Here is a 13919-nt window from a genome sequence, read left to right on the forward strand (position 1 = left end):
TTCGCACCCAACCGCCCGAAGGACACCCGAACATGCCGATGGACGCCGACGTCCAGACCCATGCCCGCACGCTCACCCTGCGCTCCCCGGACCACGTCCGGGTCGGGCCCTTCGTGATCCGCTACAACCCGGGCTGGTCGCTCAAGTACGCCAACTACGCGATCCCGGACCAGGACGCGGAACCGACCCCCGGCGAACTCGACGCGCTCATAGCGGCGTTCCGCGAGCTGGACCGGATGCCCCGCCTGGAGTTCCTGCCGGGCTGGGCGCCCGCCGTCGAACCGGCGCTGCTCGCCGCCGGGTTCACCGTCGAGAACCGGGCCCCGGTCCTGGCCTGCGCCCCCGGCGACCTGGTGGACCCGAAGCCGGTCGCGGACCTGGTCGTGGCGGAGCCCGCCACCGACGCGGAGTTCGCCGCCGCCGCGCTCGTCCAGCACCTGGGCTACGGCGGGGAGGGCGAGCCCGAGGAGGGCACGGCGCGCTGGCTGCGGGACGCGGCGGCGGGCGGCGGGGTCGCCGCGCTCGCGACGGTCGGCGGCACCCCGGCGGGGGCGGGCGGCTGCTCGGTGCCGGTGGACGGGCTCAGCGAGCTGGCGGGCCTGGCGGTCGGCGCGGACTTCCGCCGCCGGGGCATCGGCGCAGCGCTCTCCGCGCACCTGACCCGCACCGCGTTCGAGCGGGGCTGCCGGGTGGTGTGGCTGGAGCCGGGCGACGCCGATGTGGAGCGGATCTACGCGTCCATCGGCTACCGCAGGGTCGGCGAGAAGCTGAACATCTCGCTCGACCCGGAGGCGGACCGCGACTAGACGAGGCGCCGCGCGGTCGCCCAGCGGGTCAGTTCGTGGCGGTTGGAGAGCTGGAGCTTGCGCAGCACCGCCGAGACGTGGGACTCGACCGTCTTCACCGAGATGAACAGCTGCTTCGCGATCTCCTTGTACGCGTAGCCCCGGGCGATCAGGCGGAGCACCTCGCGCTCGCGCTGGGTCAGCCGGTCCAGGTCCTCGTCGACCGGCGGCGCGTCCGTCGAGGCGAAGGCGTCGAGGACGAAGCCGGCCAGGCGGGGCGAGAAGACCGCGTCGCCGTCCTGGACCCGGAAGACCGAGTCGACCAGGTCGGTGCCGGTGATCGTCTTGGTGACGTAGCCCCGGGCGCCGCCCCGGATGACGCCGATGACGTCCTCGGCGGCGTCGGACACGGAGAGCGCGAGGAAGCGCACCGGGTTCTCGGCGGCGCCCATCAGGGGCGCGCAGCGGCGCAGCACCTCGACGCCGCCGCCGCCGGGGAGGTGGACGTCGAGGAGGACGACCTCGGGGCGGGTCGCGGTGATGACCGTGACCGCCTGGTCGACGTCGGCCGCCTCGCCGACGACCTCGACGCCGGTCTCCTCGGTGCGGCCGATCTCGGCCTGTACGCCGGTGCGGAACATCCGGTGGTCGTCGACGAGCACGACTCGTACCCGGCGCTCCGGGTTCTCCCGGCCCCCGGTCGCCTCACTGGTCCCGTTCATCGCTCGTCCTCTCCATCTCAAGCTCGACCTCGGTGCCCCCGCCGGGCACCGAACGCAGCCGGGCCGTGCCGCCGTTGCGCTGCATCCGGCCGATGATCGATTCTCGTACGCCCATTCTGTCCCCCGGTACGGAGTCCAGGTCGAATCCCGGGCCCCGGTCGCGCACGGAGACGAAGACCGTACGGCCCTCGACCTCCGCGTAGACCTGGACGGCGCCGCCCTCGCCACCGTACTTGGCGGCGTTGACCATCGCCTCGCGTGCGGCCTGCATCTGCGCGGCCAGCTTCTCGTCCAGCGGGCAGTCGCCGACGACGACGACCTCCAGCGGGACGCCGTGCTTGTCCTCGACCTCGGCGGCGGCCCGTTTGACCGCCTCGGCCAGCGTCTCGGGCTCGTCGTCCTCGTCCTTGCCGGTGCCCTCGGGGTTGTACAGCCAGTTGCGCAGCTCGCGTTCCTGGGAGCGGGCGAGCCTGCGGACCTCTCCGGCGTCGTCGGCGTTGCGCTGGATCAGGGTGAGGGTGTGCAGGACGGAGTCGTGGACGTGGGCCGCGACCTCGGCGCGCTCCTGGGCCCGGATGCGCATGAGGCGTTCCTCGGAGAGGTCCTGGGTCATGCGGACGAGGTAGGGGCCGGCGAGGAGGGCGATGCCGGTCAGCACGGCGATCGCGGCGGTGATGACGTTGCCGAGCTGGGCGGCGGAGCCGCGTACGACCATGAAGACGGCGAGGCCGAGGCCGACGAGGGCGACTCCGGCCAGGGCGCGGGCCAGTTGCAGCACGCGGCGGCGGCGGCCGACCTCCATCCACCGGGCGCGGCGGGCGTTGTCGGCCTGGCGCCAGACCAGGACGGAGCCGGCGCCGATGAGGAGGCTGGGCCAGATGTAGCGGTCGGCCTTGCTGCCCATGTCGACGTTGCCGACGAAGACGGCGGCGCCGAAGAACAGCGCGATGAGGGCGAAGACCTGGCCCTTGTCGGGTTTGCGGAGGCGCCGGGTGCCGTCGGGGGCGGTCTCGAAGACGGACCGGGGGCCGTCCACACCGCCGACACCGAGCGGGACCACGATCCAGAACACCGCGTACAGCAGGGCGCCGAGACCGTCCGCGAAGAACAGGCCGAGGAAGACGAACCGGAGCCAGGCGACCGGGAGTCCGAGGTGTCCGGCGAGTCCGCGCGCGACTCCGCCGAGGAGCCGGCCGTCCGCGCTGCGGTACAGCTTGCGCAGCGGAGGCTCCTCCGGGTCGGGGGCGTGGGAGCTTGCGGCTCGGGTCGTGGCGGCTGGCATGGTCCGATCGTCACATGCGCGTACGGGTGAGGGCATCAGGGTCGGCCCCCACTTCGACCCTGAGACGGCCGGGACGCGGAGCGGGGTGGGGCCGGGGCGGGCGCCGGGCACCCCTGAGGGACGGCCGGGCCAATATCAGGGACCGGCCAGGGTCGGGGCGGGTGCCGGTGGGGCGCGGGGGCCGTCACCATGGAGTCATGACCGTTCCCCAGGACGCGCCGCCCGGCGCCGCACCTCCCCAGGACCCCGCTCCGCGCCTGCACCGCAGCCCGCGGCACAAGGTGGTGGCCGGGGTGTGCGGCGGGCTGGGCCGGTACTGCGACGTCGATCCGGTGATCTTCCGGATCGTGCTCGGGGTGCTGTCGGTGACCGGTGGCTTCGGGCTGATCTTCTACGGCTTCGCCTGGCTGCTGATCCCGCTGGAGGGCGAGGAGGAGAACGAGGCGCGGCGGCTGCTCTCGGGGCGGGTCGAGCTGGCTTCGCTGAGCGCGGTGCTGTGCGCGCTGATCGGCTGCGGTCTCTTCCTGTCGATGCTGGGGAACGGCGGCACGCTGGCGTTCTCCGCGATGCTGTCGCTCGCGGTCCTCGGCTTCTCCATGTGGACGCAGGCGCGCAAGAAGGCCGATCCGGAGGACCCGCTGCACCAGGCGGCCACCCAGGCGGCGTCGGAGGCACCGCCCGAGGTGAAGGCCCCGCCGGTGCAGTCGTGGCCGTCGTGGTGGCGCGACCCCATAGTCAAGGACGGGTCGACCGGGAAGGTGGCGGTCGGCTACCTCTGGGGGCCGCACGACGCCGCCGCCCTGGACGACGAGCCGCGCGAGGCGTCGCCCGACGCGCCGTTCCGTCCGCCGCCGCCCCGGTCGCGGGAGGTGCGGGGGCCGCGGTCCCTCGCCGGCCCGGCGTTCCTCGCCGCACTGCTCGCGGGCGGCCTCGGCACGGGGCTGACCTGGGGGTCCCAGCCGATGGGCACGAGCCTGGAGGTCGGGTTCGCCGCCGCGCTCGGGGTGTTCGGGCTGGCGATCCTGGTGAGCGCGTTCATCGGGCGGACCGGGTTCGGCACGCTGCTGCTGGCGGTGATCACGTCCGGGCTGCTGGTGGGCGCCGCCTCGCTGCCGAAGGACATCGGCACGCACTGGGTGCGCGAGGAGTGGCGCCCGGCGTCCGTCGCCGCGGTCCAGCCGTTGTACGCGATCGGCTCGGGCCAGGCCGAGCTGGACCTGACCCGGATCACGGTGCCGAAGGGCGAGACCGTGCGGACCCGGGTGGAGGCGCGGGCGGGCCGGGTGCTCGTGCACGTCCCGCCGGAGGTCACCGTCCGGGTGCACGCCCGGACCCGGTTCGGCGCGCTCGTCGTGGTGGACGGGCGCCACAAGGGGGATCTGGACATCCGCGCCACGCAGGACCAGCGCAAGACGCTGCCGCCGGCCGAGGGCAGCACCCCGGGCGGCACCCTCGACCTGGATCTCGAAGTGGACTACGGACAGGTGGAGGTCAACCGTGCCGCGTCATGAGTTCCGTCCGGGGCGGGCCGTCACCGGCCTGGTGATGCTGGCCCTGGCCGCCGGATACGCGGCGGACGCGGCGGGCGCCTGGGACGCCCCGCCGCAATTCTTCGTCGCGCTGCTCTGCGGCGGGCTGTGGACGGCCGCCTGGGCGACCTGGATCGGCTATCGGATACGACGTCGGCGCGTGGCGAGGAGCGCGTCCAGGGAGAGCGACGGGGCCCCGCCCAGCAGCAGCGGCAGCCACGCCATGAGGTAGACCAGGTCGCTGCCGAGGTAGTACGGGGAGTACTGCCAGCTGACGGTGAGCCACAGGCTCAGCGAGATCAGGGCGCCGCCGAGCGCGGCGATCCTCGTCCACAGGCCGAGGAGGGTCCCGATGCCGACGGCCAGCTCGCCGATGGCGATCGCGTAGCCGAAGCCGGACGGGCTGTTCAGCGCCAGGTCGACCAGGCCGGGGATCGCGGCGGAGTCGCGGACGGCGTGCATCTGCTCGCCGATCGACCCGGGGCCGGTGGCGTGGAAGAACGCGCTGTCGGTGAGCTTGTCGAGCCCGGCGTACACGAAGGTGACGCCGAGGAAGATCCGCAGCGGCAGCAGGGCGTGCTGCCGCGCCAGGTCCCGCAGGCTGCTGCCCTCGCCCTGGACGCGCCCCAGGCCCCGTCCGTTACCGCCGTACCCGTACATGCTGCTCCCGCCTTCCGCGGCCGTGCCGTGCGCCATCGGACCGTACGGCCCGTCACCCGACCTTACGTACGAACGGGACGGAGGGCTCCGGCGCGGTCCGGTTCGCCGGGCGGAGTCGCGGGGAGCCGACGGGGGCCGCCGCCGGGAGGAGGCGCGGGAAGGGGTTCAGTCCGTGACGTCGATGGCGACCGGGGCCGTCTCCGTGCCCGCGGCCGTCACCACCTGCACCTCGACCACGCCCGGCTCCACCTCGACCGGCACCGGCACGGTCAGCAGCGTGTCCGAGGGGTTCGCGAAGCCCCCGGGGACCGGCACCAGCGGGACGTGGACGTGCACGGTCCCGATCCGCACCACGACCCGGGCCAGCCGGTCCGGGGCCCCCGCGCCGGGCGGCACGAAACCGGCGCCCCGGATCTCGATGTCGTCCCCGGTCCGGATCGGCGCGTCCAGGTCGCCCGCCTCCCGGGCCCGGACGACCGAGAGGACGACGGGCCGGCCGCCCTCGCCGAACTTGCCCGTGAAGTAGACGGCCGCCGACACGGCCACCAGGAGGGCGAGGCCCCACGGCAGGTCGGGCAGCTGCTCGGGCCTGCGGGCCAGCCGGACGGCGGCGAACACCACGGCGACCGTGGACACCAGCACGTACTGCACGTCCGTGAAGCCGCCGCGCCCCGAGTCGTCGGTGAGCAGGTCCGCCGCGCGCGGCCGGTCGGCGCGCAGCTTCTGGAGCCGCCCGGACAGCACCCGTACGCTCACCACCCGGCGCACGGCCACCGCCACGGCGCACACCAGCGCGAGCACCGCCACGATCCCGGCGCCGCGCGCCAGGTCCAGGCCCTCGATCAGCTCGTCGCGCCGGGCGTGCCCGGAGGCGGCGGCCAGTTCGAGGGCGAGGACGAGCACGGAGAACACGGCGAGCAGCACCCAGGACGCGGCGACCGCGCGCGAGGTGGAGAGCCGGTTGTCCTCACCGATCAGCGGGGCGAGCAGGCCGCCGCGGGCCCGGTGGACGTGGGCGGCGACGGTCAGCAGTGCGGCGGTGACCAGTCCGGCGACGAGTCCGGCGGTGCGGGCGTGGGTCCAGCCCGCCCCGATCGCGGTGGCGGCCTCGGCGAGGGCGAGGACGGCGAGGCCGCCCCAGACGACGACCAGGGTGCGCTGCCACACCCGGTACAGCCAGGCGTCCCCCGCCTCACGGCCCCGGTCGGCCACCTCGCGCGCGGACTCGGTCAGCTCGTCGGAGACCCACTGCCGGGTCGCGGACGCCGACTGGGCGACCCCGGCGGGCAGTCCCTGTCCGGCGGCGAACTCGTCGCGCTTGGCCAGGAAGGCGGCCACCGCGCGCCGGTGTCCCTGGCGCGCCCCGTGCGGGCAGTCCCCGCAGGTGCAGCCGCCGCCGTGCGCGCCCTGTCGTGCCTCGTCCAACGCCACGGAGAACGCCGCCCTTTCCCGCCCCTGTTGCCGCCGTCGGCGGTCCAACTCGTCTGTGAACGCTGCGAATTGTGCCGTACGGAGGGGAGGGCTGCCGCATCGGGGCGCACCGGAGGGGCATCTTCGTCAGCGTGTTCGATACCCGCTCAGGTGCTGAGCACGAGGTAGGCCAGGCCGAGCGTGCCCCGATAGCCGCCGTAGTAGCCGGTGCGCCGCTCGTCCACGGCGGCGACGACCCCGTCGCGCAGGGGGTGCTCGGGGTGGGCCAGCGCCCAGCGCTCGCCCCGGCCGATGTTGGCGTGCGACTCGAAGAGGTCCCATTCGCGCTGGTCGGCGACGGTCACCTGGAGGGCCCGGAGCCCCGCCGCCTCGGCCTGCCGGATCAGGTCGAGCAGCGAGCCGAAGTCCCCGGGCGCGGCGCCGAGTCCGGCCAGCGCCGCCGCGTCCGGCTCCCGCTCCCAGAAGCCCTCCCCGAACAGGACCCGGCCGCCGGGCCCTACGGACGCCCGCAGCGCGGCCAGCGCCTCGGCGGTCCCGCCGGGCCAGGCGTGCGAGGCGCCGATGGACACGGCGAGGTCGTAGTCCCTGCCCGGCCACTCGGCGGCGGGGACCTCGTGGAACCGTACGCGTTCCGCGAGGCCGCGCTCCGCCGCGAGTGCCCGGCCGCGGGCGGTGGCCTCCGGGTCGGTCTCCACGGCGTCCCCGGTGCTGTCGGGGGCGGACTCCACGAGGCGCATCAGCAGCTCGCCCCAGCCGCTGCCGAGGTCGGCGATGCGGGCGCCCGGGGCGGGGGCGCAGGCGGTGATCAGGTGGGCGGCGTGCGCGTCGGAGAGGGGGGTGTTCCAGGTCAGGTGGTCGTTGTGGGCGGCGGACATCAGGGTGCGGATCTTTTCGGCGGACATGGGGGCGGAGCGTGCCATGGGTGCGTGGGGGCGCGCCACGCGTTTTTCGGGGGTGCGGTGCGCCTGCGGCGGGCCCCTTCCCGAGACCGGGGCGCCGCCCCGGACCCCGCTCCTCAAGCGCCGGAGGGGCTGGATTGCGCGCCGGGGCCGCATGTGACGATGCCGCCGCCCGGTTCGCCGGGCGGCGGCATCGTCAAGGGGTCTCGGGGAGGGTCACTCCCACTCGATGGTCCCCGGCGGCTTGCTCGTCACGTCGAGGACCACGCGGTTGACGTCGGCGACCTCGTTCGTGATGCGGGTGGAGATCTTCGCCAGGGTCTCGTACGGCAGCCGGGACCAGTCGGCGGTCATGGCGTCCTCGGAGGAGACCGGGCGCAGCACGATCGGGTGGCCGTAGGTGCGGCCGTCGCCCTGGACGCCGACGCTGCGGACGTCCGCGAGCAGGACCACCGGGCACTGCCAGATGTCGCGGTCCAGGCCGGCGGCGGTCAGCTCCTCGCGGGCGATCGCGTCGGCCTCGCGCAGCAGGTCGAGCCGGTCCTTGGTGACCTCGCCGACGATGCGGATGCCGAGGCCGGGGCCGGGGAAGGGCTGGCGCTGGACGATCTCCTCGGGCAGGCCGAGCTCCTGGCCGACCATCCGGACCTCGTCCTTGAACAGCTGGCGCAGCGGCTCGACGAGCTCGAACTCGATGTCCTCGGGGAGCCCGCCCACGTTGTGGTGGGACTTGATGTTGGCGGTGCCGGTGCCGCCGCCGGACTCCACCACGTCCGGGTAGAGCGTGCCCTGGACGAGGAAGGCGACCTCGGGGCCCTCCTCCTGGAGGATCTCCAGCTGGGCCTGCTCGAAGACGCGGATGAACTCGCGGCCGATGATCTTCCGCTTCTGCTCCGGGTCGGAGACGCCGGCCAGGGCGTCGAGGAAGCGCTTCTCGGCGTCGACCACCTTGAGCTTGGCGCCCGTCGCGGCGACGAAGTCCTTCTCGACCTGCTCGGTCTCGCCCTTGCGCATCAGGCCGTGGTCGACGTACACGCAGGTGAGCTGCGAGCCGATGGCCTTCTGGACGAGGGCGGCGGCGACGGCGGAGTCCACCCCGCCGGACAGGCCGCAGATGGCGCGCTTGTCGCCGACCTGGGCGCGGATCGCGGCGACCTGCTCCTCGATCACGTTGCCCGTGGTCCAGGTGGGCTCGATGCCCGCGCCCCGGTAGAGGAAGTGCTCCAGGACCTGCTGGCCGTGCGTGGAGTGCATGACCTCCGGGTGGTACTGGACGCCGTAGAGCTTCTTCTCGTCGTTCTCGAAGGCGGCGACCGGGACGACGTCGGTGGACGCGGTGACGGTGAAGCCCTCGGGGGCGGCGGAGCAGGCGTCGCCGTGCGACATCCACACCGACTGCTCGTCCGGGGTGCCCTCGAAGAGGGTGGAGCCGGACTTGGAGACGGTCAGCGGGGTGCGGCCGTACTCGCGGGCGCCGTTGTCGTCCACGGTGCCGCCGAGCGTGGTCGCCATCAGCTGGAAGCCGTAGCACATGCCGAAGACGGGGACCCCGGCCTCGAAGAGCGAACGGTCGAGCGAGGGCGCGCCCTCGGCGTAGACGGAGGACGGTCCGCCGGAGAGGATGATCGCGCGGGGGTTCTTGGCCAGCATCTCGGCCACCGGCATCGTGGACGGCACGATCTCGCTGTAGACCCGGGCCTCACGGACGCGGCGGGCGATGAGCTGGGCGTACTGCGCGCCGAAGTCGACTACCAGGACCACGTCGGTGGTGGTATCGGGGGCGGCGGGGGGTGCTGCTGGCACGGGCGGCCTTCCGGCGGTGGAGAGGGGTCGGTCCTCCAATTCTACCGGCGGCCGGAAGTGACCTGCCCCGGTCCGGGGCCGCCGCCCCGGGTGTGCGCCGTCTCACGATCCGGGCCGGGTGCGGGCCCGGATCGGCGAGGGGGCCATACTGTCCCCATGCGTCAGCACACGACCTTCGTCTTTACCTATGGCATCCGGCCCGCCGGCTGCCATGGTCGTGCTGCTTGAACTGACAAGCAACGTTCCAGGCGCCCCGGGCCGACAGGCCCGGGGCGTTCTGCGTTCCCGGCCCGTCCGGCCCGGGGGTGCCGCATCTCACCGGGAGACCCGACATGAGCAGCACCACCAGCACCGAGACCACCGGCGCCCGCACCGAGGAGGCCGCGTCCCTGATCGGCGACGCCCGCACCCGCATCGACTCCCTGGACGACCGGATCATCGGGCTCGTCCAGGAGCGGATGGCGGTCTCGGCGGTGATCCAGGAGGCCCGGATGACGTCGGGCGGCCGCCGGGTCAACCTGTCCCGCGAGACGGAGATCCTGGTCCGCTACCGCGAGGCGCTGGGCAAGCCGGGCACCTCGCTGGCGATGACGCTCCTGGAGCTGTGCCGGGGCCGGGTCTGAACTGCGCTCCCCCGCCGTATCCCAGTTCGGGCCGAGTCTCACCCGTACGGCGCGTGACCGGCTCCGGCGCGGCTTCGTTGGTCCCGGTGTCCGTGCCGGCCAGGTACGGATCTTCTGGGGAACCACACGTGGCTCCGCCGGGGTGCGTGGCGTACCGCGTGTACGCCGTGGGACCGCGCACCGGCGTGCGTGACCGGTCGGCAGGGGACAGCAGCCCGGTCACTCGGAGGGACCATCGGGTCTCTCCGGCGAGACGGCCGGCTCCGGGGACGCCCGGGGCCGGCCGTTTCCGCGTGTACGGGGTCAGCGCGTCGCCCGCCGCCTGGACACGGTGAACAGGACGCCGCCCGCGAGAAGCGCGACGAGGGCCGCGCCGGACGCGGCGAGCGCGACGGTGCCGGTGGAGGCGAGCGAGCCGTCGCCGGAGCCGGAGCCCGTGGTGCCGGAGCCGGTCGTGCCGCTGGTTCCGTCGGTGCCGCTCGTGCCGTCGGTGCCGGACGAGCCGGAGCCGGTCGTGCCGCTCGTGCCCGACGAGGACGAGCCCCCGGTGGCCGTCGAGCCGCCGTTGCCGGAGCCGCCCGTCGTGGTGTGCGCGTCCTCGCCGTTGAGCTCCACCCACGCCTTGTTGTTGGCGGGCTTCGGGTCGAAGGGCAGCGGGGGCGCCTGGAGGTGGGTGTTGCGGACGACGACCGCGCCCTTGCTGCCGGTGTCGGCCGAGTCGAGCTTCAGCCGGAAGGGCAGGGCGAAGTCCGCGTCCTCCAGGACGGACATGGGCGTGGAGCAGAAGTAGCGCGGCGCCTTCTCCTGGTTCTCGCGGTACTCGCCGCTCGCGGTCACGCCCCGGCAGATGTCCGGCCTGGAGACGACGTGGCTGCCGCGGGGCACGGTGAAGTCGACGGTGGCGACGGGCTCGCCGGAGCGGATGTACCCGATCCAGGCCGGGCCCCTGTTGCGGAAGCCCAGGGTCACGTCGACGGTGTCGCCCGGCTTGCCCGCGGCCTTGTCGCCGTAGGCCGCGAAGTCGGCGGTGTTGGTGGTCCGGAAGTCGGCGTCCTGCTGGTTGTCCGCCGGGTCCAGGTCGGCCGAGCGGACGGCCGGGGTCCTGCGCAGGGCCAGCTTCGCGCCCTTGCCGGGGCTGAAGCGGGCGCCGGAGCGCAGCGCCGTGCGGGCGTCGGTGCCGTCCTCGTTGATCCGGTAGAGGAAGGAGTCGTAGAAGGCGCGCTCGGTGGCCCGCAGGGTGGGCGGCACTTCCAGCGTGTACGTGGCGCCGGGCTCGAAGCTGCCGGGGAAGCTGCACAGCGCGGTGGACCAGGCGCCGGGGCTGCCCATGCCCAGGTCCTCCTCGCTGTACTCGCAGTTCTGGTAGCGCTCGGTGAATTCCAGGCCGCGCGTGTTGCGCAGGGTGAGCAGGACGCCCTGGGCGGCGCGGGTGCCGTTGTTGGTGAAGGTGATGGGCACGGGCTGGCTGTCGCCGGGCTTGAGCTCCGTCTTCAGCGGCAGCCGCTTCATGGAGAGGTCGGGCCCGCCGACCGACACGCGCGCGGTGAACGGCCGGAAGGTGGCGCCGTCCGCCTCGGCGGTGACCTCGATGGAGCCGGAGTCGCCGTCCTCGCTGCCCTTGGCGGCGCTGACCTGGAGCTCGGCGAGGGTGCTCAGGCCGGGCCAGATCCCGTAGTCGTGGCAGACGGCGGTGGTTCCGGTCCGCTCGCAGTCCAGGCTGCCGTCCTCGTCGAAGGACACGTCCGCGACGCCCGCCAGCTTTCCGAAGTCGAAGCGGACGGTGTACTCGTCCGCGAAGACCCCGTTCTCCTCGTCCTCGGACGGGTTGGTCACCGTGATGTCGAGGCTCGCCTTCTGCGGGGAGCCCGTGGCCGGATACGGGTGCAGCGCGGTCTCGGCGGGGCCGCCGATCGTGAATGCGGGGTCGGCTGCCTGGGCCGGACCGGCCGTCGTGAGCGTTCCGGCGGCCAGCAGACCGGCCGAGGCCAGGACGCCCAGCGCACGGCGGAACGGAATCGTGCTTCTCATCTCGGGGCCTTCGGGGTCGTCGGGAGCTGTGTGACCGCTGGGGCGGCGACAGGGGGTACGACCGGGGGCGCCCGGGAAAAGTTGCCCGGAACCAGATCACGGATCGGGCACGACAAGCGGAGTGATCCACCTCACATAAGGATTTCATCAATGCGAGGACAACCATCGGGGGGTCCGGCGGGTCATGCATGCGGGACACCGGTCGTCGGTTGTTTGACGACGGACCGGTTACAGCGTGAGGGGCTGCACTGGGAGGGGGGTGCAGCCCCTTCTGCTGTCCTCAGGCCGTTTCCGTCGTCTTCTTCTTCGGCGGAACGGCGGGCATCCCCAGGAACGGCAGCCTGAGCGCGCCGAACGCCTCCTTCGGGACCGCCGGCGCCTGCGGCTCGACCGCCGCCAGCCGCTCGTACGCCTCGCCCTGCGCCGGGCGGGGGTCCGGCTCGCCCTTGTTCGGCCAGAACGACATCGCGCGCTCCGCCTGGGCGGTGATCGTCAGCGACGGGTTGACGCCGAGGTTCGCGGAGACCGCGGAGCCGTCGACCACCGAGATGCCCGGGTGCCCGAAGAGCCGGTGGTACGGGTCGATGACGCCCTCGTCCGCGGTGGCGCCGATCGGGCAGCCGCCGAGGAAGTGGGCGGTGAGCGGGGTGCCCATCAGCTCGCCGATGTTGGACCCGGGAAAGCCGTTGATCTCCTCGGCGAGCAGGGTCGCGCTCTGCGTCGCCTCGGCGATCTGCGTGGGGTTGGGCGCGCCGTGGCCCTGGCGGGCGGTGAGCAGGCCCTTGCCGATGCCGCTCGGCTTGCGGTAGGCGGTCAGGGAGTTGTCGAGCGACTGCATGACGAGCCCGATGATGACGCGCTCCGACCAGCGCCGGTTGGAGAGCGAGCGGACGGCGATCGTGGGGTGCTTGACCAGGTTGCCGAGCCAGGCGCGGACCCGGTGGGCGCTGTAGGGGACCTGGACGATGGTCATGCCGCCCATGGCGTTGGAGCCCTTGCCGTAGCGGACCGGCTCGATGTGGGTGTTGGCGTCGGGGTGGATGGACGAGGTGATGGCGACGCCCTTGGTGAAGTCGGGCTTGGTGCCGTGCTTCTTGCGGTAGCGCCGGTCGGAGGTCTGGGCGCCGACCAGGCCCTCGGAGTTGGTGCGGGTCAGCTCGCCGAGCCTCGCGGAGAGCCGGGGCAGCAGCCCCTTGTCCTTCATCGTGTGCAGCAGGGTCTGGGTGCCGTACGTGCCCGCCGCGACGACCACCTTGCGGGCGCGCAGGGCCGTGGGCTTCGCCTTCCGGCGGCGGTCGGTGGGCACGGTGGCGACGCGGTAGCCGCCCTCCGGGTGCTCGGTGACGGCGACGACGGAGGTCATGGGGTGGATGACCGCGCCGGCCTTCTCGGCGAGGTGGAGGTAGTTCTCGTTGAGGGTGTTCTTGGCGCCGTGCCGGCACCCGGTCATGCACTCGCCGCACTCGGTGCACGCCTTGCGCGCCGGGCCCGCCCCGCCGAAGTACGGGTCCGGGACCGTGCCGCCGGGCTTCGCGCGCGCGGTGCCGTCCGCGTCCCGGCCGTCGCCGAAGAAGACGCCGACCGGGGCGAGGTGGAAGGTGTCGCCGACGCCCATCGCCTCGGCGGTCGCCTTGAGGTGGACGTCGGAGGGGGTCGTCGTGGGGTTGAGCCGGACCCCGAGCATCCGCTGGGCCTGGTCGTAGTACGGCTTCAGCTCGTCCTGCCAGTCCGTGATGTGCGCCCACTGCCGGTCCTCGAAGAACGGCGCGGGCGGCACGTACAGCGTGTTGGCGTAGTTCAGCGAGCCGCCGCCCACTCCGGCGCCGGCCAGCACCATCACCTTGCCCAGCAGGTGGACGCGCTGGATGCCGAAGAGCCCGAGGGCGGGCGCCCAGAGGTAGTTCTTCAGGTCCCAGGAGTTCTTCGGCAGGGTGCCCGGGGTGAAACGGCGCCCGGCCTCCAGGACGCCGACCCGGTACCCCTTCTCGGTCAGCCGCAGCGCCGAGACCGCGCCGCCGAAGCCGGACCCGACGACGATCACGTCGTAGTCGTACGCGGCGTCGTCGTCGGCCGCACCGGCCGGCCGGTCCTGATTCTGGGCAGGGCTGTCCTGGGACATGGCACTCCTCGGTACGAAAAGGACAGAAGTCGTGCGGG

The 13919-nt window shown here is 73.5% G+C and carries 11 protein-coding genes; 3 read left to right on the forward strand and 8 right to left on the reverse strand.

The genetic code is table 11. The annotated features are described in order from the left end of the window. The first annotated feature begins 32 nt into the window (after positions 1-32). On the forward strand, positions 33-806 hold the full coding sequence (locus tag AB0L33_RS06955; protein WP_365678435.1) for a GNAT family N-acetyltransferase: 774 nt from the start codon (positions 33-35) through the stop codon (positions 804-806). Here the strand turns inward: AB0L33_RS06955 and AB0L33_RS06960 are convergent. After that, positions 803-1507: a response regulator transcription factor gene (locus tag AB0L33_RS06960; protein WP_164398286.1), complete on the reverse strand. Its 705-nt coding sequence runs from the start codon at positions 1505-1507 to the stop codon at positions 803-805. The genes AB0L33_RS06955 and AB0L33_RS06960 overlap by 4 nt on opposite strands. Then, positions 1491-2789, reverse strand: a complete 1299-nt coding sequence (locus tag AB0L33_RS06965) for a PspC domain-containing protein (RefSeq protein ID WP_365678438.1) — start codon at positions 2787-2789, stop codon at positions 1491-1493. Before AB0L33_RS06965 ends, AB0L33_RS06960 begins: the two co-directional genes overlap by 17 nt. Before the next feature lie 197 nt (positions 2790-2986). Here AB0L33_RS06965 and AB0L33_RS06970 point away from each other — a divergent pair, with 197 nt between their 5' ends. Beyond that, entirely contained in the window at positions 2987-4300 is a 1314-nt protein-coding gene (locus AB0L33_RS06970; protein ID WP_365678440.1) for a PspC domain-containing protein, read from the forward strand. 156 nt (positions 4301-4456) lie between these two features. Here the strand turns inward: AB0L33_RS06970 and AB0L33_RS06975 are convergent, their stop codons facing one another. From AB0L33_RS06975 to guaA, 4 genes are all read right to left on the reverse strand, one after another. Then, complete coding sequence (locus tag AB0L33_RS06975) at positions 4457-4978, reverse strand: DoxX family protein (protein ID WP_365678442.1); 522 nt, start codon at positions 4976-4978, stop codon at positions 4457-4459. Positions 4979-5143: 165 nt separating this feature from the next. Next, on the reverse strand, positions 5144-6409 hold the full coding sequence (locus AB0L33_RS06980) for a hypothetical protein (protein ID WP_365678444.1): 1266 nt from the start codon (positions 6407-6409) through the stop codon (positions 5144-5146). Between the two features lie 146 nt (positions 6410-6555). Then, positions 6556-7311, reverse strand: coding sequence for a class I SAM-dependent methyltransferase (locus AB0L33_RS06985; RefSeq protein ID WP_365678446.1), 756 nt, complete (start codon positions 7309-7311; stop codon positions 6556-6558). A gap of 213 nt (positions 7312-7524) precedes the next feature. Next, positions 7525-9111, reverse strand: a complete 1587-nt coding sequence (gene guaA, locus AB0L33_RS06990; protein WP_365678448.1) for a glutamine-hydrolyzing GMP synthase — start codon at positions 9109-9111, stop codon at positions 7525-7527. Positions 9112-9443: 332 nt separating this feature from the next. Between guaA and AB0L33_RS06995 the strand changes: the two genes are divergently transcribed. Beyond that, positions 9444-9734, forward strand: coding sequence for a chorismate mutase (locus AB0L33_RS06995; protein ID WP_365678450.1), 291 nt, complete (start codon positions 9444-9446; stop codon positions 9732-9734). Between the two features lie 303 nt (positions 9735-10037). Here the strand turns inward: AB0L33_RS06995 and AB0L33_RS07000 are convergent, their stop codons facing one another. After that, complete coding sequence (locus tag AB0L33_RS07000; RefSeq protein WP_365678452.1) at positions 10038-11762, reverse strand: peptidase; 1725 nt, start codon at positions 11760-11762, stop codon at positions 10038-10040. Between the two features lie 280 nt (positions 11763-12042). Further along, positions 12043-13881: a GMC family oxidoreductase gene (locus AB0L33_RS07005; RefSeq protein WP_365678454.1), complete on the reverse strand. Its 1839-nt coding sequence runs from the start codon at positions 13879-13881 to the stop codon at positions 12043-12045. Between the last annotated feature and the right edge of the window lie 38 nt (positions 13882-13919).

The organism is Streptomyces sp. NPDC052299 (assembly GCF_040679335.1).
Lineage (GTDB): Bacteria > Actinomycetota > Actinomycetes > Streptomycetales > Streptomycetaceae > Streptomyces.

Coding starts and splice junctions, on each gene's coding strand:
- AB0L33_RS06955 (WP_365678435.1), top strand. CDS start 33: ATGCCGATGGACGCCGACGTCCAGACCCATGCCCGCACGCTCACCCTG.
- AB0L33_RS06960 (WP_164398286.1), bottom strand. CDS start 1,507: ATGAACGGGACCAGTGAGGCGACCGGGGGCCGGGAGAACCCGGAGCGC.
- AB0L33_RS06965 (WP_365678438.1), bottom strand. CDS start 2,789: ATGCCAGCCGCCACGACCCGAGCCGCAAGCTCCCACGCCCCCGACCCG.
- AB0L33_RS06970 (WP_365678440.1), top strand. CDS start 2,987: ATGACCGTTCCCCAGGACGCGCCGCCCGGCGCCGCACCTCCCCAGGAC.
- AB0L33_RS06975 (WP_365678442.1), bottom strand. CDS start 4,978: ATGTACGGGTACGGCGGTAACGGACGGGGCCTGGGGCGCGTCCAGGGC.
- AB0L33_RS06985 (WP_365678446.1), bottom strand. CDS start 7,311: ATGTCCGCCGAAAAGATCCGCACCCTGATGTCCGCCGCCCACAACGAC.
- AB0L33_RS06995 (WP_365678450.1), top strand. CDS start 9,444: ATGAGCAGCACCACCAGCACCGAGACCACCGGCGCCCGCACCGAGGAG.
- AB0L33_RS07000 (WP_365678452.1), bottom strand. CDS start 11,762: ATGAGAAGCACGATTCCGTTCCGCCGTGCGCTGGGCGTCCTGGCCTCG.
- AB0L33_RS07005 (WP_365678454.1), bottom strand. CDS start 13,881: ATGTCCCAGGACAGCCCTGCCCAGAATCAGGACCGGCCGGCCGGTGCG.